This window comes from Microbacterium sp. NRRL B-14842 (assembly GCF_050470785.1).
This window is the reverse complement of the sequence record NZ_JBFLUM010000053.1, coordinates 1-17,174: the sequence shown is the minus strand read 5'-3', so window position 1 is coordinate 17,174 and position 17,174 is coordinate 1. Positions and strand designations below refer to the sequence as shown.

The window sequence follows — 17,174 nt, the reverse complement described above, 5'->3', positions numbered from 1 at the left end:
TCCGCATCCACCGCCTTGTCCGTCGCCGGGGTGCTGACGAAGCCAGGCGAGATCGAGTTCGCGCGGACGCCGTAGCGGGCGCCCTCCGCAGCGAGCGACTTCGTCATCGCGATGACGCCGCCCTTCGCGGTGGTGTGCGCGACCTGGCGAGCGGCTCGATCCCGCGACCTTCGCGATCGACGGAAAGCAACTCGAGATCGATCTCGAGTTCGAGGCCTGGGCCAAGAGCGCGCGCCGCATCGGCGCAGCCACCCGGCGTCCGGCGAGGACGTCGCGGGGCGGACGGGCCGATCTCAACACGGTGCGTGAATGGGCCAGTCAGAACGGACACCAGGTCAGCGATCGCGGCAGGGTTCCCGCGTCCATCCTCGAGGCGTACGACGCGGCGCACTGACGCGGTCACTCCTGGGCTGAGCCGCGCGCTGCGCGCCAGTGCTCCGTGACGGGATAACCGGAGCGCACGTGCGCGCGCACGTGGACCTCCCCCGAAGGGGATCCGCTGCCGCCCGGCTCCGGCGGCGGAGGGTTCTGTGTCCAGCCTGAGCCAGGGACCCAGACCGTCCCCGGTTGCACGGGCGCGTCGGCGAGCGCGGGATCGATCAGCTGACGCGCGAGAGCCACGGCCTCACCCAGATCGGTGATCCCGCCGGCTGAGGGCGTGCCGGCCGCGAGCACCCGGTAGGGACCGTCCCAACCGTCCGGGACCGTGAACGTAGTGAACGAGTCGAGCTTTGACAGTGCACGCTTCGCGTCGATGGCCATCTGCAGCTCGCGCAGGTCGACGCGCTGCGTGCGTGCAATGGTGACGATGTCCACCAGGTCTTTCGCGCGGCTGCTGGGGCGGCCGTTGTAGGTGCTCATCGTCGCAGTGACCTTCTCCGCGACCTGATCGGAGATCGGGAACAGCCGGTAGGGGTGCGACGGGACCGGCCGCCCCAGCTGCAGCCGCGTCGACGGCTCGATCGTCTCGACGCGGCCGACCGGGGGAGGGCCGACGACCACGTCGATGGGGATGTCGGAGATCCTCCGGCCGGTGTTCGCGTCCAGACATGTGAACACCAGGCGCGGGTCGCGACACCCGGCTGGTTCTCTCCTCGCCCGGTCGCACGGGCACGGGTGAGCTGGAACGCACATGGTCGCCGAGATCACGCGCGGCTGCCTGCTCGAGCGCCTGCTGCGCGGCATCCAGATCGGCGGCGCCGGTCGAGGCCAGATCCAGGTCTTTCGTCGACCGTGACTTCGGCACCCGGGCGAGCATCGCCGTGCCGCCCTTGAGCAGCCACTCGGACTCTTCCCCCTCCGCAAAGACCCGGCTGAGGAAACGATCGTGCTGTGCCTGCACGATCTGCGCATTCACATCCAGCGCGCTCGCGCCGTCACGGCTGCCTTCGTCGCGGCCGCCTTGATCGCCTGCGCAAGCCCCGTCCAGTCTTTGTAGCCGTCGGGCTCAGGCATCGGCCGGCACCACCGCGTCGACGCCCGCAAGAGCGAGCAGATCAGCCGCGAGCGCGGCACCCGAGGGGTACTTGTTGGGCTTGGCCAGCGGCTCCAGATACTCGGTCAGGCGGGCGGGGGAGAGCAGCTTTCCCGCGTCCGCGGCGTCGGCGAGCGCATCGGCGACGAGGGAGCGGTCGACCCACTGCTCGATCAGGTCGGGCGATCGTGCGCTCGACGCTCATGGTCGGCATCCCGTCGACGGAGACCACCTCGGTGGGCGCGAGCTCGCGGGTGCGGAGCCGCACCCCGTCCAGGCGGGTACCGCGGCGGGTGGGAACGACGAACTCGAGTGGCCCGGGGAACCAGTCGCCGATGCCATGCAGCTGCGCGGCCGTCTGGCCTGCGGCGACGACGGGCGGGACGCCGGTGTCTGTGCGGGGACGGTCGGCGCCGCCGAGGGCGAGCCAGGTCGCGAGGATCGCCTCCTGCTCGTGCTCTGGCGCGCCGGCGAGGCGGTAGACGCCGCGCGCGACGCGGATGAGCGCGCCGCTGTTGGCGAGGCGCGTCAGGGTCGGGCGCGCCACGCCAGCCTCGAGCGCCTGGGCGGTGGTCACCAGGCCCCAACGCTGTGACGCGAGCTCGCCCAGACGAGCGAAAGTTGATCCTGCCATGCGCACAGTGTAGCGAGAAACCGCAACAAACGTTGTAGCTCGTTCAGATTGTCGACTTCGAGCCTCTGGGGCCACCCCTTAGCAGTGAGGGGGTTCCAAACCCTCGGGAACGGGTTATATTCGGGAATATAACCATCTGTGAGGAGGAGAAGATGCGGACCCACACCTGCCCGCCGGACCACAAGCACGGGCTGACCTCCACCTGCTACGTCGTCCACCTCTGCGGGTGCCGCGCCTGCATGGACGGCAACGCGCGCCGCCGCCGCGACCGCTACCGTCTCCTGGCCTACGGGCGATACCAGGACGCGCACCAACCCATCGAGCCGATCCGGCAGCACCTGCAGGCACTGGTCGACACCGGGATGATCCCCGAACGGATCGCCATCAGCGCCGGCGTCGGCGGCGCCACGGTCCGTCGCCTGCTCAACAGCGAGACGGCACGGTTCGTCACCGGCGCCACCGCCCGCAAACTCCTCGCAGTCACCCCCGACAGCAGCACTCTCGCCGCGCAGGGCCGAGTCAACGGCCGCGGCACCCGCCGGCGCCTCCAGGCTCTGGCCGCGATCGGATGGAACCACCACGAGATCGCACGCCGACTCGGCTACCCGCGCTGGAAGGTCAACAAGGCACTCGAAGGCGCCTACGTGGACATCCGTGTCCACGACGACATCGCCGCGCTCTACGACGAGCTCTGGGACCAGCAGCCCCCCACCCACACCCGAGCGCAGCGGGTCGGCCGCTCCTACGCACTCACGTCGCACGCCGGCACGGCTGGCTGCCGCCGCTGGCCTGGGACGACATCGACACCGACCCGGCACCGCCCACAGCCGGGCAGGAACCCCTGCTCGACGAGATCGCGATCGAGCTCGCTCTCGCCGGCCAGAACGTCCGCCTCACCCGAGACGAGCGCCTCGAAGCCACCCGACGCGGGACCGAACGCGGACTCAGCCTCACCCACTCAGCGACCTGCTCGGCGTCGACGTCCGCACCATCGACCGCGACCGTGACGACCTCGGACTCCGGCAGGCCGCCTGATGAGCAAGACGCTCGACATCCTCGAAGCCGCCCTGCACGGCACCACCGCCGGCTACCTGGCCGGATGCCGCAGCAAGGGAGGATGCCCGAACCACGGCAACCGCCAGCTGCTCACTGCACCGAAGCGGCCGCGCCCGCCGCCACTACTTCTCGCTCGCCTCGCTCGAGGAGACCGAGCCGATCACCCGGCAGATGCTCCGCGACGCCAAGAACAGCCCCTTCGCACCGAAGAAGCCGCAGATGTCTGACCAGCCGAACACCTTCACCATCGACTCCACCAAAGAGGGAGAGTGGCTGCGGGTCGTCCGCGCGCTCGGCGGCCATCGCTGGGCCCTGTCGCTGCGCTTCAACCCCCTCCCGCTGACTCAGCGAGGCGCCCGGCACACCCGGCCAACGCGGCAGCCCACACCCCACGCGGCAGCAGGCCACGGGCCGAACGCGAGACTGCACCTGCCCAGCTGCGCGATCTCCCCCCAGCTCGGCAACGGCCGCGGCGCCCACCTCAAGCAGATCCCCCCACCTGGGCCGAACCGAGGAGCACTGATGACCGACATCGCCGTGCGCCTCCAGGAAGCCATGACCATCCAGACCGGCACACCCGTCACCGTCCGATGGAGCTTCCGCGAGTTCGCGCTCAACTGCACCCGCCGCGACGGCCGCCCCCTCACCCAACGGATGCACAGGCTCTTCCAGACGCTGCTCAACCGTGAAGCGCTCCGCGAGCTCACTCCAGGAGAAGACCCAACGATGGGATCCCGCGCAACCCTCATCGAGATCATCGACGACCTCGCCGTCAGCGCCGACCACCAAGGCGCCCGCGCGGCCGCGCTCGCCGAGGTCCTCCTCAGTGCCGGCATGTTCCACCTCGGCGACCAGCTCCGCCGCCAGAGCCACGCACTCTCAGAGCTCGACGCCGACGACGAAACCCTCGAGGTCATCGACGAGGCACGCACCCAGATCGCCCGAACCATACTGCTGCTCGACCAAGCCGACACCGCACAGGCAAAGGAGCGCAGATGAACCGACGCACCCGCCGCGCCAGCACAGCCCTCGCCGCGGTCGCAGCTCTCGCGCTCGGCTTCGGCGCCCACCAGCTGGGCATCACCTCCTGGATCGACACATGGACGCGCCCGCAGGCACCCGCCCCGGACCCGACCTACGACTACACCGCGCTCGCCGCAGTCGCGCAGGAGCTGCCGCTGATCGATCCCACCGAGGAGATTCCCGAGTATCGCCGCGCCACGTTCGGCGAGCGCTGGATCGACATCGAGGGAAACGGCTGCGATCAGCGAGACGATCTCCTCGCCGTCCAGCTGCAGGACGTCGTCCGTGACGGTTGCACGGTGCTCTCCGGCTGTGCTCGACCCCGATCCGTACACGGGCACACGCATTGAGTTCGAGCACGACCGGATCGCCGCCCCTGGAGCCCCGGGAAGCTCCGGCGTCCAGATCGACCACATCGTCAGCCTTTCGGCGGCGCACGCCGGGGGCGCGTGGGCGTGGACCGAGCAGCAGCGCATTCAGTTCGCCAACTCGTTCGACAACATCGTCGCCGTCGATGGCAACACGAATGCGGCCAAGAACGACCACGGGCCAGCCCTGTGGCTGCCATCGAACGCCGACTACGTGTGCACCTACGTCGCCCGCTACACGGAGATCGTCGACACCTGGCACCTCGCGGTCGACGAAGCCGACCGCGGTGCGCTCGTGGACACGCTCTCAACCTGCGCTGCCCAGCAAGCCAGCGACGAGAGCGGGAGCATGTCGTGAAGCCGCTACGAACCCGCGTGGGATCTCGCCGCGCGCGCCTGACGCTTGGCCGCGCGAGCGCGGTCTACGACCTCGTTCGCATCCGTCGTGTCGACACCGAGGGTGCGCCTGATCACCTCGAGCTCGGCGTCGGTCCAGCGGGTGCGCCCTCGCATCCGCTCACCGAACGTGACGACGTTCAAGCCGAGCAGGTCGATCAGAGCCGCCTGCGTGGGAACCTCGGGCGCCCCCGCCCCGTCCGCGATCGCCGCCCGCAACCGCTCCGCGAAAGCCGCATCGCGCGCCAGTCCCGGCATCAGTCGCGGCCGGCGGCCGCGCTGCGAGGGCGCCCTGCGCGCGCGCTCCTGCGCGAATGCGTCGATCGCGGCCTCGTCGTAGAGCGGGGAGTTGCCTTCTATGGCAACCGGCTCGGGGAGCAGAGGACCCTCCTGGCCGGCTCTGCGCAGCTTGTTGCTGATGGAGCGCATCTTGTAGACCGCGACGACGGACACGCCGAGCTTCTCGGCGACGTCCGCCGTGGTGAGGTGCCGTCCGGTCATCAGCGCTCCTCTCAGCTGGATGAATATAACCACTTTCGCGGTTACGGCGCGCCGCGGCAACCAGACCCAACTTGGTTGGGGATGCTGGGGCGCATGGCTAACAAGGACGCGGACGCCATCCGTGAGGAGCTCCGTCGCATCGGCCAGCAGCTCGCGCAAGCGGACGAGCTGCGCGAACGCCGCGGCAAAGTCGTCGACGAGGCGCGCGCGGCCGAGCTGACCCAGCGAGAGATCGCCCTCCTGCTGGGGATGACCGAGGAAGGGCTGCGGAAGGCGCAGAAGTCCTACCACGGACGCGGGCGCTCTTACGGCGGCCGCCTCGCGTCCTAGCGACCCCGCCAGACCTTCATGGAGCGCCCGTCGACTGCGAAATCTGATTGCAATTTTCAAGCACTCTTGACTAATATAACCTGACGAATGAGGGGGTGAGATGGACGAGCTGAACTACCGACCCAAGCCGTGGACGCCGAAGGACGTGCCCACGATCTGGGTCGACCAGACCACCGGCAAGGCGTCACCGACGCCGGCACGCCCGTTCGCCCCGTCATCGGCGAGCGCCGCAAGAACCCCAACCTGACGGACCTGCTCGACACGGCTGCCTCGTACGGCGCTAACCGCATCATGCTGACCGGGAAGCGCCCCGAGCCTGCGCCTGGCGTGCGGCACTGGCTGTACGTCCAGACCCCGAACTGGAAGCCCGGAGCCCACTGGGTCAACAACGGCCCGCCCACCGGTCGGTTCGAGCACGCGGTCACCGGCTTCAAGATCGAAGTCCGCACCGCGGAGGAGTGGTTCGGCGACGGGCCGCTGACCCCTGCCCAGGCTCGTCTGGCCTGGAACGTCACCGCGTCGATCATTCGCCACGCCGACGAGAACGCGCGCCTGTTCAACAGCCCTGCCGCCACCGGAACGAACCTGTGGGCGCTGTCGCTGCCGAAGAACATCAACCCCGTGCCGGTCGAAGACGACATCGCCCAGGAGATCCACTTCACCTCGGGCCTGCACCACTACGACCACCTGGTCGCGGGGGAGTCGTTCGCCAAGCACGAGGACTGCGTCCCGCTGATCGACCCGGCCAAGACGAAGAAGATCAGCGAGTTCGCCTACGTCGACGGCCGGTTCATGTTCGCCGGCGTCGGGCGCGAGCTCGGTATCGGCCCCGCGATCCGGCTGAACCAGGCCGCCGCGTACGAGCTGCTCGAGCAAGACCCCTACGCGCGCGCCCGCTTCCACGTGCGGTTCCGCGTCCCTCAGGGCTGGAACCACGTTGGCCTGCTCGGTGTGAAGCACCTGGACGTTCGCGAAGGCTGGTTCTATCCGAACCGGCCCGGAGCGGTGCACGACACCTGGGCCGACGGCAGCGAGATCCACGTCGCCCTCAAGCACGGGTGGGAGATCCGCCCTCACGAGGCCGTGGTGTTCCGCAAGGCCAAGCCTCTAGACACCTTCACCGAGCGCATGACGCGCGCCCGCGAGCGAGTCCAGCTGCAGGACGAGATGCACCCGGACCTGCGCCGCGCTGTGCTCGCCGCGCTGCGGAACATCATGCTGCACTCGATCGGTGCATTCGCCGCCGCGGGCCGCGACGAGACCCGCGTCGCCGCGTCGCCCGATGACGTCCCGCCCGAGTACAGGGCCAAGATGCTGCGACAGGGCAACCTCTGGATCTATCGCATCCCGTCGCGCCCGAACGACCGCACCCGAAGCTTCTACCACCCGGAGCTCGCCGCCCAGGTCTGTGGGTCGCGCACGCGCTCGCGTCCTCCACGGCCCCAGCTCCCTCGGCGGCTACACCTCCGGTGCTCTCACGGTCGACCCCTCGACGCTCATCGGCATCCAGGGTGATGCGATCTACACGACCAAGCTGCCGGCGTGGTCCCTGCCGGACCGGTTCATCGGCGGCGGCGACGACGGCAAGACCGGGCGCCTGCGCCTGCAGGGCTACCTCAACGGATCCTTCATCACGCCGGAGACGCTGCGGCAGCGTGACGCGCTGAAAGCACGTGCCGAGCGGGCCGGCATCGCCAAGGCGCTCGAGCAGGCAGAGGAGAAGGGCTGATGGCTGACCAGCAGCGCACCGCCCAAGACCTCATCCGCGATCTGCGGCGCAAGGGCATCAGCACGGCCGAGATCGCCGAGGAGCTGCACCGCTCGCCTCGAATGGTCCGCAAGATCCTCAACGGCGAAACCAGCGGCGCCCTCTACCGCCAGGCGCTCCAGGAGCTCGCTGACACCGGACGCCTCACCCACGTCCCGCCGCGGCGCCGGCGCAAGGACGGCTCGATCGCCCCCGTGCGAGGCAAGGCCGGCGCCAAGCCCGTCATCCCCGAAGACCTCAGCGGCACCTACGTTGAGGGTCGCCAGGGTGGTCGGCTGCGCGTCGACGTGGCATACGCCACCGGGGGCGACCGGTACATCGAGATGCGCATCCCCAAGGGCCGCACCGCGAAGGGCCGCGAGCAGGCGAACGCCGAACTGATCAAGCAGGTCCGCAACGCCGCCAAGGGCCAGTCCCACGACAAGCAGAAGCAGATCACCGCCCACCTGACCTTCTCCAACGGCCGCGTGATGGAGGTCAACTCGTACAACGCCTCGACGATGCTCAAGCGCATCCACGAGAACGGCGGCGACGCCCTCGGCTGGTTCCGCGAAGAGTCGAAGAACCGATACGTGAACCTCGACACCAGCCGCGACACCATCACCGGCGTCACCCTCAACGTCGTCAGCACGGCCAAGACGACCGAGTACCAGAGGCAGGCCGAGCGCGGCCGCACTCGCCGCCCCCGCTCGCTGTCGCCGGCGGAGCTCATCAGCATGGAAGAGAAGCGGCGCATCGAGGAGCGCCGCGCTCGCCGCCGTGGAAACCGAGGAGGTGGTCAGTGACCATGGCCGCCCCGAAGAAGCCCACAGCTGCAGCGAAGCCCCGCGCACGCAAGGCCGCGCCCCCCGCTGAGGAAGTCACCCAGCGACGTCGACCAGGCAGCGACGTCCGAAGCACCCGCACGCGCACCTCGCGCAAGCCAGAAGCCGGCAGCGGCGAGCGCGACGCCTCCTGAGTCGGCCGAGGCGGAGACGCCACCGCCGGCGAAGAAGAAGCGGGGGCCCTACAACGTCGTCTACGTCCAGAAGAAGCCCGTCTCGATCCGTCTCCCCGACGACGCGCTTGAACTGATGGACTGGGCCAAGCAGGATGCAGCCAGCCGCGGCGACCGCCTCACCAAGGACGAGATCGTCACCGTTGCGCTTCGCGCCTACTGGGGCCGCAAACGGCGCCGCGGGTAATGACCGTCTCCTGAGCTGCTGGCAGGGAAGTCGAGATGAGTGAAACTAACGGGCCGGCCGAGTTGCCGGTCTACTCGATCGCCGAGGCATTCGTGAAGCGATCCGGAATGTATATCGGGCAGCCCGTCACGTTCGAGCGAGTGCACACGTTCCTGCTCGGTTTCGAAACGGCGATGTTGTACGTTCGCGACGAGCTCGCGCGCGATCGCAATGCGTTTCAGCCCGTGGGCGTGCTCGGTCAGTTCCGGGAGCAGCTGCGATCCGAGGGGCGGCTCAGGTGGGACTCCTGGTCCCTGACGATCGTGGCGGAAGCGATCGGCTGGACTGGCGACGAGCCTCCGGCGATCGACGATCTGACCGAAGAGCAGCACCTCGAGGCAGTCCGGGACCTTCTCCCGTTGCTCGAGAAGGTCTTTGCCCTCCCCGCGGAGCTTGTCACCTCGCTCCGTGACTCCGCCTGAGAAGGGTAGGCACCCCACCGCTGTCGGTGTGTCGTCCCGCCCATCGAGTTCGAGAACGCGTTCTATGCTGTGCGGCGATGATCAACCTGACCGCCACCGTCCCGCTTGGACCGCTGACAGAACTTGTCGGACGATCCCTCTCGGCGACTGGGAGATGGGTCAACTCATCCGGTAGCGCCTACCTGTCATATCCATCACTCAGAGGATCCTGACCCGGACGAACGATCGCAGTCGCTCGAGGGCAAAGGACCCGTGCGGATGTCGCGCGTCACACCTCGACCTCGAACGGCAACTTTCGCAGTGTCGTCGCGGAAATCCCGGTGCTCTTGTACATCCGGGCGTGGGCGTACTGGATCTCCGGCAGCAGATCGATGCGGCCGATCGCCTCCAGCATGATCTCGTCGGCCTGACCGGTGAGATGACGCAGTTCGGGGATCGCGTACCCGCCCCACGTACTTCCCGGAGTTGAGATCCCAGGAGCGCACGGCCGGCAGCGCCTCCTCGATCCTCTCGCCGAGCTCCACCAGAGCATCGAACGTGTCCTGCCCGTAAGCGTGCGGGGAGAATGGGATCTGCGACATTCGTGCCCTTGGTGACGTTGAAGCAGTCGCCCGTGAACGTCCACCACAGGAACGCCAGCCGCGACGCCGCGATCGCGCTGGCCGCGAGCTGGTCCTTCCGGTTCTGAACGAACAGCTTCCCCTCGTTGAGGGGCACCGTGGCGTGCGTGGTCTTGTCGTAGGTGACCGGCGGCACCGTGTACGTGCTCAGGAAGTACGTGGCGGTCTTCTTGAAACCGACGGAGTAGTCGCTCACACGGACAAGCGGCGTCGAGGAGATCGTGCCCTTCGCAAGCAGCGTGTCGATCAGCTCGAACATCGCGTCGCTGCTGGCGCGCATACCAGTTCGGGGTCCGCGAGCCGGCGGGCCGAAGCGAATACCGCAGTGTCGCCATCAGATGCGGACGGAACGCCTCGATCCAGCTGTGGGTGAGCGTCGTGTGCAGCTCGGAGACGCTGCCATACCCGGCGGCGGTGATGATCGTGCTGCGCACCTTCACCTGGAACAGGGCAGCCGGGCGTTCCTGGAAGGTGCTCACCCAGATCGCATCGAACCGCCGCTCGTAGAACTTCCGCAGTGACTCGTCGCGATCGGCGAACTGGCTGCGGATGGGAACGATCAGGCTGAGCCGGCCATCCGGGCGCGTGATCTGCGCCGAGCGCTCGCAGCAGGAAGGCGTAGATGTCGTCGACGTTGTCTGTCTCGAAGCCGGTGATGCGGTAGCTGAGCTCGCGCCGGTTGACGTAGGGTGGGTTGCCGATGACGACGTCGAAGCCGCCCTGATTGGGGTGTGACACGTCGCCCCGCACCGGCAAGAAGCGCGGCCCGTACAATGTCCAGCGCATCGAAAAACACCCCGCGACCTTCCGACTACCTCCGGACGTCTTCGAGTACATCAACCAGGCACGCGACGAAGCCGCGGCCCGTGGTGATCGCCTCACCAAAGACGAAGCGATCACCATGGCAGTCCGCGCGTTCTGGGCGGCAAGCGCCAGCGCCGCCGCTGATCACCACACCGACATAACCGACGAAAAGAACTCTGGAGGCATCTGATGAGCCGTCGATCTATGCTCGAGCAGGAAACCGATCCGCTACACCCCGCGCGGATGCTACCGCGCACCTGAGACGAACGCGCGGTCCCTTCACCGAGGATGGCTACATCTCGACATGATCAACCGAGGCAGCGAGAAGATTTCGTGCGAAGAGGTGGAGGACCTCGTCTACCGCTATGACAGCTTCGATCTAGCGGCCGCCGTCGCGATGCTCGACCCCGTGTTCAGCGAGCGGGTATGCGTCTACGTGAGTCTCAAGGAGGGCGGCCCGCTCGGGCTCGAACGGATCCGCGCCGCCATGGAGTCCGCCGGGGTGGCTAAGCATAAGCACCCCGAGCGGCTGATCGCCGTCGACGACATGCCCCTCACCAAGGTAGGCAAGATTGACAAGAGGGAGCGGAGAGGGCTTTGCCCGCCGCGACAGCGCCTAATGGGGCAGACGCTCAGCGCCCGCGCCGCCACGCGAGCCAGTGGCGGATGCTCTCCTCGAGCGCGTGCAATAGAGGCAACATCACCCAGATGACGCACGCGACGGTCAGTGGCGTCGTACATAGGATCTGGAGGTACGGCGGCAGGCCGGTCAGGAGCGGAGCGATGAAGTAGGTCGTTGAACATGGCAGGCGGTACCAAGCGCGATCCACACTAAAATCGCCGTCCACCACCGCGGGCGCGCGGGGACCGGCCGTCGGGATTGCACCGGTGAGGGCGTCCGGAAGTCAGTGGACGGGCCTGCCCGATCGTGAGCGGCACGGCCTGTTGCAGGTGCGCCTGCCGCTCCTTACTGTCCTCCCACCGGATGAGGTCATGGGGGGAAGCGAACGTGATCTCGACGACAACCTGGCGCGGTGCCGTTCCGAGACTCGGACCTTCGACTCCCGGTAGCCGGGGAACGACTGGGCCCGGCCGGTGAAACCATGCGCCCACTCGGTGAGATCGTCCAGCCGCCCGGGGACGGCTGTGCGCGCCACCCGAGCCGTGACCGTGAGGTTATCTGGTTGCATGGTGTCCTCCCGGGGCAGAGGAAGCCCCGTCTCCCAGCGTATTGCGCCGATGACGCGGCACTGAACAGGCTTCCGACCATCGGGGTCCGGATCAATAGCGCGAAATAGTGCTCTTCCGAGCAGTGGAGTGTCACCGCCACTGCCGCCTCACGCAGGATGGAAAGTTGAAAGACCTGGATCGACGGGGAGGTCATTTGCACGAGGCGTTTCGCTTGCTGCGGGAAGAAAGGCTCAAACGAGGCCGATACCATCGCCGAGCGACGGTGTATCACCCGGACGTAGAAGAGGTCGACCAGCTCTACGGTGTCCGGCTTCAGCTGGAGTCCTTAGGCGCGCGCCGGACGGTGGACGGATGCTGCGCTCCGAGATCGGCGCTTCGCGCGAGTACGGGACGCTAATGGATGCGGCGCTGGCAGTCGGTGACATGGACGCCTGGCTGGTGGCGCACCACGCGTTCCTCCGCTGCTGCGTCGCGCGTGCAAGACATCCCGTTGGGGGCGGGTAGTGGACTCCTAACCCGGAACGCTGCTTACACATCTATCAGTTGTGGCACCCGCAGTCGTTCGCCATCGCTCATCGCGAGTACGAGGCCGTCCTCGAGTCGATCGTCAGGCGTCCGACGCCCAGGGGATCGATCTGTCGCCGCTGGCGACCCACGAGTTCGCCTTCGACGATGCCGCCGCCGCCTTCGAGCAGTCCCGCGACGCGTCCAGCAGCCTGAAGGTCCTGCTCCGACCGTAGAGCGCCTGGGCCGTCGGGGGCCGTCACCAGGGAGCCACGCGGGCGGCGTGGGGTGGCACGGGCTGCAGTGGCACCGCGGAGACGATCCTCCCGCCTGTCGGGTCGGCATCGGAGCGCGCGGTGCAGGAGGAGCGCGCCCACGTTGCAAGTAAGCTTTCTGCCGTGCAGAATCGACAGCTCGGGTCGCCGGGCGATCCACCCCAGTATCCGATCGAGTCGGTCGACAACGCGCTGAAGCTGATCCTGCTGCTGGGTGAGGAGCACGAGCTGCGGCTCACGGACGCCGGTGCCCTCCTCGGGGTGGCGACCTCGACCGCGCACCGACTTCTCGCGATGCTGGCATGGCGCGGCTTCGTGCGGCAGAACCCGGTGACCAAGGCTTACGGCCCCTGGCCCGGCGCTGACGACGGTGGCCTTCTCGGTGCTGCGCAGGATGGATGTCCCGAGACTGGCGCAGCCGATCCTCGAGGACCTCAGCGCCGCCCCTCGGTGAGACCTGCCACCTGGGCACGCTCGAGGGCAACCATGTCCGATTCCTCGCCGTTGCCGAGCCCGATGTGGCCGTGCGCCGTGGTTTCGAGACTGGGCAAGACCCTGCCGGCGCATTGCACCTCGACCGGCAAGGCGCTGCTTGCCGAGCTGAGCGACGAGCAGCTCTTCCGGCTGTACCCGGACGAGCAGCTCGAGATCGTCACACCGAACTCCATACGTTCCCGAGACGAACTCGTCGCCGAACTGGTTCGGACACGACTGGACGGTTATGCCGTGAATCGGCAGGAAAGCGAGGACGGCGTGGCGAGCGATCGCGGTCCCGGTCCACGTCTCGTCGGGACTGCGACTGGCGATCAACGCCTCCGCGCCCGTGCAGCGGTTACCGCCGGGCAAGGTCAAGTCCCTAGCGCGGTCACTGCAGGACGCCGCGATCCGCCTCGCCGAACTGTTGGGGTGAACCGGCCCGGGTCGTCGTAGCGCCCATGGATGCGCTGCGCACGCGAACACGCCGCTGATGAGCGTGGCTGCGGGAGCGACCGACCCGCCCGCCGCCGTGGGCCTCAGTGCCCGTTGGCCGGATCGTCCGGGTCGCGGGCGGCTTCTTCGCCTTGATCCAGCCCAGCTCAAGCGTCGCCATATCCTCCGAGCTGAGCGTGAAATCGAAGACGTCGATGTTCTGCGCGAGATGCTTCTCATCGCCGGCGCGCGGGACGGGAACGATCCCTTCCTCGATGTGCCAGCGCAGTAGGACCTGTGCGGGCGACTTGTCATACTTCGACGCGATCGCGGTCACCGCGGGATCGGACAGCAGGGCTCACTCCGCGTCCGAGCGGGCTCCACGCCTCGGTCAGGATGCCGTGAGCGCGCTGGAAGCTGCGCTGTTCGACACGGGCGATGTCGACGCTGAGCTGGATCTGATCGACGTCGGGGACGACACCGGTCGCGTCGACGACGCGCTGAAGGTGGTGAGACTTGAAGTTGGAGACGCCGATCGCCTTCACTTCGTCCCTCTTCGAGCAGTCTCACCAGACCCTTCCACGCTTCGACGTATCGGTCGAGGAGCCGGAACCCGGCCAATGTGATCAGGAACAGATCGAGGTAGTCGACGCGAAGGGTCTTCAGCGATCGGTCGTTACGCGCGCTGCACTCCCTCGACGCTGTGGTCCTCCTTGTTGAACTTGCTCGTGATGAAGACCTCGTCACGAGGGATGCCCGATGCACGCAGACCGGCACCGACGGCCTCCTCATTCGCGTACTTGTACGCCGTATCGAACAGGCGGTAACCGTAGCCGACCGCCTTCTCGACCATCGTTGCGCACTCGTCTCCCGTGAGTGGCCACGTGCCCACCCCGATTCGCGGGATGCGGTGACCGTGCAGGAGGGGAGAGGGTGGTGTCGTCAGCTCTCATCGGGCGGCCCGCCTTCGCCGGAGCCGTGCTCGAGGGCTCGAGGAGGGCGCGCAGCCGATGTATCAGCTCGTCCGCCTTCGCTCGCGAGGCGACCGAGCGGCGGGCGTCGACGAGGGCACGCGGCCAGTTCACGATGACGGCACCTTCGGCCTGCCCTTGGCTCTCGCCGTACACGACGGCGAAGCGGTCCTGCGCAGGGTCGCCCACCATCGTCCAGTGATCAGATCCGGTATGCCCGACGATCTGGATCTTCCAGTCGTACTGGTCGCTCCAGACATACTCGGTCGTGTCGTAGTCCTCGCAATCATCAGGGTGGACGATGTTGTGTGCGACGACGCGAGCCTGATCAACGGCATTGGTCCAATGTTCGAGGCGCAGCGAGACGTTGCGCGACGCACTCGCCCCAACGTGCGATATCGCCGACGGCAAAGATCTCAGGATGCCCGATGGCCCGCAGCCCAGAGTCGCAGGTCACCCCGTTGTCGAGTTCGATGCCGGAACCCTCGAGCCACTCTGTGTTGACCACAGCTCCGATACCGACGAGAGCTGCATCGGCCTCGATGATCTCGCCGCCATCGAGCACCACGCGCACCCCCGTCTGCCGTCTGTTCGACGCCTTCGACTGTCCCTTCCGAAGTACTCCTCGACGCCCTCCTGGGCATACTTGCGGGCTGAAGATCTGGCCGACTTCGGCATTGAGCACCCGCGACATTCGGCGCCGGGAACGGGTCAACCATGCTGACCCGTACGCCCGCCGTGATCGCCGTTGCGGCAGCCTCCCCCCCGATGAAGCCTGCGCGATGACCACAAGGTGCCGCGCTGTGGCCAGCTCATCCCGCAAGCGCTCGGCATCGCCGCTGGTACGCAGCAAGTGAATATGCTCACCTTCACCCCACGGAGAGCGACGGGCGCGTGACCCGGTGGCGATCACGAGTGTGTCGTATGAGACGGCTGTACCGTCCTCGAGCGTCACAACCTGGCCTTCGAGGTTGAGGGATGCCGCGGGCGTGCCGAAGATTGAGATGGCTCCGATCCCCCGCGTCTCGTGCTCGGAGAGAAGCTCGATCTCGTGTCGCGCCGTCTCACCGGTGAGGTACTTCTTCGAGAGCGGAGGTTTGTCGTAGGTGGGATGGCGTTCCTGGTCAATCAGGACGATCTCGCCCTCGAATCCCTCGCTTCGAAGGCTTGGGCGGTCTTGAGCCCACCAACAGAGGCGCCGACGATGACGACCCGCGACACGTCAGTCCTCCACAACCAAGGCGGAGACGGGGCAGCTGCGCGCCGCCTCCTCTAACTCGCTGCGGTCACTGTCGGGCAGGTCCTCGCGCAGAACGATCACTAGGGCGTCGTCATCTAGGTCGAAGTAGTCGCCCGCGGCGACGACACGCAATTGGCGTAGCCCTGGCAGGCGCTGCGGTCGGCGATGATCCGTGCCATCGGTCTCTTCCTTTTCTACTTGCGGTCGCATTTCGGGAAACATCGGCTGGTCAGGCCGCGCGATCATCTCGGAGAACGTCTGCGTGGTCTGCCAGGTCAGGGCCTCGAGTTCCATGGGTCGATCGCGATCCACTGGCCAGTTTTCGGGGCGTCGATCAGTAGCCTCGTGCCGTTGTGAGTTTCCACGCGGCGCACTTCGATCTCCGAAAACTCGTTGGCGATGACGAGCGGCTCTCCGACGGTGCGGGCAATAAGACGCTCGCGCTCCGCCGCCGCAGCCGCCGCGGCATCACGATCGACGTCGGCACCCTCCCAGTCGAGGCCGCTCACAGGAAGATCGCCAGGTTCTGGGTGCGGAGCACCGACTCGTCCACCATGATCACCCGACGTGCCAACTGCAGGTCGTCACCGACGCGACGCAATACGTCCTCGCGGTGAGCGGAGATGATTGACGGCTCGTTGACGTCTCCCCGGCTGCGGAACAGCAGGACGGCGGAGTCGACGATGAGCTCGTCCTCGACCGAGGACAGGAACACGCGCACGTTCGTCACGTGAGTAAGTGACGCAGGCGTGAGGGAGGGTCCTCCGTCCAAGCGTGTTCAGTCAGGAATCGCGCGACCCGGCGGCTGAGCGAGTACTTATTCTCGTCCCAGTGCGACATCCCCCTCGCCGTCGTGAAGGAAGACCCGAGAGCCGTCGTCTGACGCACCGGCATGATGTAGTGAATATCCTCTGTAAGCGTCTCAAGCCAGTGCTCGTACCGTTGCTCGTCGAGGGTGTAAGCCTCTTCAATCAACCAACGATGCGCCTCGAGATGCAGTTCGTCGGAGAACAGTAGGGACCGCCCGACTCGATCGGCGCGCGTGGCGTGGGCGCCGAGAGGCGATTGCTCGGATATCTGGACACCGGTCTCGGTGTTCATCATGCGGGTGCCTCCCCGTTGTTGGTGATGCCTGTACCGATGCTCGCGACCTGCACCTCGACTTCGTCATCGGTGTCGAGGTAGTCGGCCCAGCGATCGAGCAGATGACGCTGGTTGTACTCGCCGTAACCAACGTGCGCGACGCCTGGACCGGCGAACTGTTCAGGCGTCAGCGCAGCGACGACCGAGTGTCGTCTTTGAGAGTCCCCATCCGACTGTTGAGCAGGAGCCGTCGAGCCATCGAACCCTTGGCAGTCGTGGTCAGCGAGACCCAGTTCTCGACATCGTCCTGCTCGAACATTCCGTGCTACCGAAGCACATAAGGTAGGCCTTGTACGAGAGCTCTTGAACTCCTCCGGCGCCT

General features: G+C 67.2%; 28 protein-coding genes and 2 pseudogenes. 13 read left to right on the top strand and 17 right to left on the bottom strand.

Annotation, left to right across the window (positions count from 1 at the left end; all coding sequences use genetic code 11):
* Positions 1–248 (bottom strand): SDR family oxidoreductase (locus tag AB1285_RS23045; RefSeq protein ID WP_429977913.1); only part of this gene is annotated, 248 nt, incomplete at its 3' end.
* On the opposite strand from AB1285_RS23045, the gene AB1285_RS23040 reads away from it, so the two are divergent.
* Positions 176–394, top strand: a complete 219-nt coding sequence (locus AB1285_RS23040; RefSeq protein ID WP_082157160.1) for an Lsr2 family DNA-binding protein — start codon at positions 176–178, stop codon at positions 392–394. The two genes, AB1285_RS23045 and AB1285_RS23040, sit on opposite strands and share 73 nt — an antisense overlap.
* 5 nt (positions 395–399) lie before the next feature.
* On the opposite strand, the gene AB1285_RS23035 is transcribed toward AB1285_RS23040, so the two are convergent.
* The 3 genes and pseudogenes from AB1285_RS23035 to AB1285_RS23025 all read right to left on the bottom strand — a co-directional run bounded on the left by AB1285_RS23035 (position 400) and on the right by AB1285_RS23025 (position 2,108).
* Positions 400–1,059 (bottom strand): nucleotidyl transferase AbiEii/AbiGii toxin family protein, encoded by a 660-nt coding sequence (locus AB1285_RS23035; protein ID WP_429977911.1) that lies wholly within the window; start codon positions 1,057–1,059, stop codon positions 400–402.
* 91 nt (positions 1,060–1,150) lie between these two features.
* Positions 1,151–1,342 (bottom strand): annotated as a pseudogene (locus AB1285_RS23030) (nucleotidyl transferase AbiEii/AbiGii toxin family protein); the annotation flags it as partial.
* Positions 1,343–1,496: 154 nt separating this feature from the next.
* Complete coding sequence (locus AB1285_RS23025; RefSeq protein ID WP_429977910.1) at positions 1,497–2,108, bottom strand: type IV toxin-antitoxin system AbiEi family antitoxin domain-containing protein; 612 nt, start codon at positions 2,106–2,108, stop codon at positions 1,497–1,499.
* Positions 2,109–2,260: 152 nt separating this feature from the next.
* Between AB1285_RS23025 and AB1285_RS23020 the strand changes: the two genes are divergently transcribed.
* The 4 genes from AB1285_RS23020 to AB1285_RS23005 all read left to right on the top strand — a co-directional run bounded on the left by AB1285_RS23020 (position 2,261) and on the right by AB1285_RS23005 (position 4,913).
* Positions 2,261–3,115, top strand: coding sequence for a hypothetical protein (locus tag AB1285_RS23020; RefSeq protein ID WP_429977909.1), 855 nt, complete (start codon positions 2,261–2,263; stop codon positions 3,113–3,115).
* A 268-nt stretch (positions 3,116–3,383) separates the two neighbouring features.
* Positions 3,384–4,163, top strand: a complete 780-nt coding sequence (locus AB1285_RS23015; RefSeq protein ID WP_429977908.1) for a hypothetical protein — start codon at positions 3,384–3,386, stop codon at positions 4,161–4,163.
* Positions 4,160–4,537, top strand: a complete 378-nt coding sequence (locus tag AB1285_RS23010) for a hypothetical protein (protein ID WP_429977907.1) — start codon at positions 4,160–4,162, stop codon at positions 4,535–4,537. The genes AB1285_RS23015 and AB1285_RS23010 overlap by 4 nt, the downstream gene beginning before the upstream one ends.
* Positions 4,500–4,913: an HNH endonuclease family protein gene (locus AB1285_RS23005; protein ID WP_429977906.1), complete on the top strand. Its 414-nt coding sequence runs from the start codon at positions 4,500–4,502 to the stop codon at positions 4,911–4,913. Before AB1285_RS23010 ends, AB1285_RS23005 begins: the two co-directional genes overlap by 38 nt.
* 5 nt (positions 4,914–4,918) lie before the next feature.
* Here AB1285_RS23005 and AB1285_RS23000 read toward each other — a convergent pair whose 3' ends face one another.
* Positions 4,919–5,452: a helix-turn-helix transcriptional regulator gene (locus AB1285_RS23000; RefSeq protein WP_005050761.1), complete on the bottom strand. Its 534-nt coding sequence runs from the start codon at positions 5,450–5,452 to the stop codon at positions 4,919–4,921.
* A gap of 93 nt (positions 5,453–5,545) precedes the next feature.
* On the opposite strand from AB1285_RS23000, the gene AB1285_RS22995 reads away from it, so the two are divergent.
* From AB1285_RS22995 to AB1285_RS22975, 5 genes are all read left to right on the top strand, one after another.
* Positions 5,546–5,782: a hypothetical protein gene (locus AB1285_RS22995; protein WP_043340519.1), complete on the top strand. Its 237-nt coding sequence runs from the start codon at positions 5,546–5,548 to the stop codon at positions 5,780–5,782.
* A 129-nt stretch (positions 5,783–5,911) separates the two neighbouring features.
* A complete protein-coding gene (locus tag AB1285_RS22990) occupies positions 5,912–7,297 on the top strand; it encodes a hypothetical protein (protein WP_429977905.1) in 1,386 nt (461 codons plus the stop codon).
* Positions 7,191–7,511 (top strand): hypothetical protein, encoded by a 321-nt coding sequence (locus AB1285_RS22985; RefSeq protein WP_429977904.1) that lies wholly within the window; start codon positions 7,191–7,193, stop codon positions 7,509–7,511. The genes AB1285_RS22990 and AB1285_RS22985 overlap by 107 nt, the downstream gene beginning before the upstream one ends.
* Positions 7,511–8,335, top strand: a complete 825-nt coding sequence (locus AB1285_RS22980) for a hypothetical protein (protein ID WP_047801722.1) — start codon at positions 7,511–7,513, stop codon at positions 8,333–8,335. The genes AB1285_RS22985 and AB1285_RS22980 overlap by 1 nt, the downstream gene beginning before the upstream one ends.
* Before the next feature lie 434 nt (positions 8,336–8,769).
* Positions 8,770–9,195 carry a hypothetical protein gene (locus AB1285_RS22975; RefSeq protein ID WP_005050749.1) on the top strand — a complete coding sequence of 142 codons (426 nt, stop codon included), beginning with the start codon at positions 8,770–8,772 and terminating at the stop codon, positions 9,193–9,195.
* A gap of 268 nt (positions 9,196–9,463) precedes the next feature.
* Here AB1285_RS22975 and AB1285_RS22970 read toward each other — a convergent pair whose 3' ends face one another.
* Together AB1285_RS22970 and AB1285_RS22965 are read right to left on the bottom strand one after the other, a co-directional pair.
* The gene (locus AB1285_RS22970) at positions 9,464–9,727 is read right to left on the bottom strand and encodes a hypothetical protein (RefSeq protein ID WP_429977903.1); all 264 of its coding nucleotides are present in this window, start codon (positions 9,725–9,727) and stop codon (positions 9,464–9,466) included.
* 334 nt (positions 9,728–10,061) lie between these two features.
* Positions 10,062–10,601 (bottom strand): Eco57I restriction-modification methylase domain-containing protein, encoded by a 540-nt coding sequence (locus tag AB1285_RS22965; protein ID WP_429977902.1) that lies wholly within the window; start codon positions 10,599–10,601, stop codon positions 10,062–10,064.
* Here AB1285_RS22965 and AB1285_RS22960 point away from each other — a divergent pair.
* The 3 genes from AB1285_RS22960 to AB1285_RS22950 all read left to right on the top strand — a co-directional run bounded on the left by AB1285_RS22960 (position 10,540) and on the right by AB1285_RS22950 (position 13,519).
* A complete protein-coding gene (locus AB1285_RS22960; RefSeq protein WP_429977914.1) occupies positions 10,540–10,809 on the top strand; it encodes a hypothetical protein in 270 nt (89 codons plus the stop codon). The genes AB1285_RS22965 and AB1285_RS22960 overlap by 62 nt on opposite strands.
* Positions 10,810–10,923: 114 nt before the next feature.
* Positions 10,924–11,331, top strand: coding sequence for an AMP-binding enzyme (locus tag AB1285_RS22955; protein ID WP_005050745.1), 408 nt, complete (start codon positions 10,924–10,926; stop codon positions 11,329–11,331).
* Between the two features lie 1,339 nt (positions 11,332–12,670).
* The gene (locus tag AB1285_RS22950; protein WP_429977901.1) at positions 12,671–13,519 is read left to right on the top strand and encodes an IclR family transcriptional regulator; all 849 of its coding nucleotides are present in this window, start codon (positions 12,671–12,673) and stop codon (positions 13,517–13,519) included.
* Here AB1285_RS22950 and AB1285_RS22945 read toward each other — a convergent pair.
* From AB1285_RS22945 to AB1285_RS22900, 10 genes and pseudogenes are all read right to left on the bottom strand, one after another.
* Positions 13,455–13,835, bottom strand: coding sequence for an aldo/keto reductase (locus AB1285_RS22945; RefSeq protein ID WP_429977900.1), 381 nt, complete (start codon positions 13,833–13,835; stop codon positions 13,455–13,457). The genes AB1285_RS22950 and AB1285_RS22945 overlap by 65 nt on opposite strands.
* The gene (locus tag AB1285_RS22940) at positions 13,810–14,043 is read right to left on the bottom strand and encodes a hypothetical protein (RefSeq protein ID WP_429977899.1); all 234 of its coding nucleotides are present in this window, start codon (positions 14,041–14,043) and stop codon (positions 13,810–13,812) included. The genes AB1285_RS22945 and AB1285_RS22940 overlap by 26 nt, the downstream gene beginning before the upstream one ends.
* Positions 14,044–14,174: 131 nt before the next feature.
* Positions 14,175–14,351, bottom strand: coding sequence for an aldo/keto reductase (locus tag AB1285_RS22935; protein ID WP_429977898.1), 177 nt, complete (start codon positions 14,349–14,351; stop codon positions 14,175–14,177).
* Positions 14,287–14,880 carry an oxidoreductase C-terminal domain-containing protein gene (locus tag AB1285_RS22930; RefSeq protein ID WP_429977897.1) on the bottom strand — a complete coding sequence of 198 codons (594 nt, stop codon included), beginning with the start codon at positions 14,878–14,880 and terminating at the stop codon, positions 14,287–14,289. Before AB1285_RS22930 ends, AB1285_RS22935 begins: the two co-directional genes overlap by 65 nt.
* Complete coding sequence (locus tag AB1285_RS22925; protein WP_429977912.1) at positions 14,798–15,607, bottom strand: FAD-dependent oxidoreductase; 810 nt, start codon at positions 15,605–15,607, stop codon at positions 14,798–14,800. The genes AB1285_RS22930 and AB1285_RS22925 overlap by 83 nt, the downstream gene beginning before the upstream one ends.
* 84 nt (positions 15,608–15,691) lie before the next feature.
* Positions 15,692–16,003, bottom strand: a complete 312-nt coding sequence (locus AB1285_RS22920) for a ferredoxin (RefSeq protein ID WP_429977896.1) — start codon at positions 16,001–16,003, stop codon at positions 15,692–15,694.
* A complete protein-coding gene (locus tag AB1285_RS22915) occupies positions 15,985–16,218 on the bottom strand; it encodes a hypothetical protein (protein WP_429977895.1) in 234 nt (77 codons plus the stop codon). The genes AB1285_RS22920 and AB1285_RS22915 overlap by 19 nt, the downstream gene beginning before the upstream one ends.
* On the bottom strand, positions 16,215–16,439 hold the full coding sequence (locus AB1285_RS22910) for an aromatic-ring-hydroxylating dioxygenase subunit beta (RefSeq protein WP_429977894.1): 225 nt from the start codon (positions 16,437–16,439) through the stop codon (positions 16,215–16,217). Before AB1285_RS22910 ends, AB1285_RS22915 begins: the two co-directional genes overlap by 4 nt.
* Positions 16,436–16,813: an aromatic-ring-hydroxylating dioxygenase subunit beta gene (locus tag AB1285_RS22905; protein ID WP_429977893.1), complete on the bottom strand. Its 378-nt coding sequence runs from the start codon at positions 16,811–16,813 to the stop codon at positions 16,436–16,438. Before AB1285_RS22905 ends, AB1285_RS22910 begins: the two co-directional genes overlap by 4 nt.
* Positions 16,810–17,174: pseudogene (locus AB1285_RS22900) on the bottom strand (hypothetical protein); the annotation flags it as partial. The pseudogene AB1285_RS22900 and the gene AB1285_RS22905, both read right to left, overlap by 4 nt.

Bases quoted from the DNA above. Each gene is read 5' to 3' on its own strand.
- AB1285_RS23025 (WP_429977910.1), bottom strand. From the start codon at position 2,108: ATGGCAGGATCAACTTTCGCTCGTCTGGGCGAGCTCGCGTCACAGCGT.
- AB1285_RS23020 (WP_429977909.1), top strand. From the start codon at position 2,261: ATGCGGACCCACACCTGCCCGCCGGACCACAAGCACGGGCTGACCTCC.
- AB1285_RS23015 (WP_429977908.1), top strand. From the start codon at position 3,384: ATGTCTGACCAGCCGAACACCTTCACCATCGACTCCACCAAAGAGGGA.
- AB1285_RS23010 (WP_429977907.1), top strand. From the start codon at position 4,160: ATGAACCGACGCACCCGCCGCGCCAGCACAGCCCTCGCCGCGGTCGCA.
- AB1285_RS23000 (WP_005050761.1), bottom strand. From the start codon at position 5,452: ATGACCGGACGGCACCTCACCACGGCGGACGTCGCCGAGAAGCTCGGC.
- AB1285_RS22995 (WP_043340519.1), top strand. From the start codon at position 5,546: ATGGCTAACAAGGACGCGGACGCCATCCGTGAGGAGCTCCGTCGCATC.
- AB1285_RS22980 (WP_047801722.1), top strand. From the start codon at position 7,511: ATGGCTGACCAGCAGCGCACCGCCCAAGACCTCATCCGCGATCTGCGG.
- AB1285_RS22975 (WP_005050749.1), top strand. From the start codon at position 8,770: ATGAGTGAAACTAACGGGCCGGCCGAGTTGCCGGTCTACTCGATCGCC.
- AB1285_RS22970 (WP_429977903.1), bottom strand. From the start codon at position 9,727: ATGCTCTGGTGGAGCTCGGCGAGAGGATCGAGGAGGCGCTGCCGGCCG.
- AB1285_RS22965 (WP_429977902.1), bottom strand. From the start codon at position 10,601: ATGCGCTGGACATTGTACGGGCCGCGCTTCTTGCCGGTGCGGGGCGAC.
- AB1285_RS22955 (WP_005050745.1), top strand. From the start codon at position 10,924: ATGATCAACCGAGGCAGCGAGAAGATTTCGTGCGAAGAGGTGGAGGAC.
- AB1285_RS22935 (WP_429977898.1), bottom strand. From the start codon at position 14,351: ATGGTCGAGAAGGCGGTCGGCTACGGTTACCGCCTGTTCGATACGGCG.
- AB1285_RS22920 (WP_429977896.1), bottom strand. From the start codon at position 16,003: ATGGAACTCGAGGCCCTGACCTGGCAGACCACGCAGACGTTCTCCGAG.
- AB1285_RS22905 (WP_429977893.1), bottom strand. From the start codon at position 16,813: ATGATGAACACCGAGACCGGTGTCCAGATATCCGAGCAATCGCCTCTC.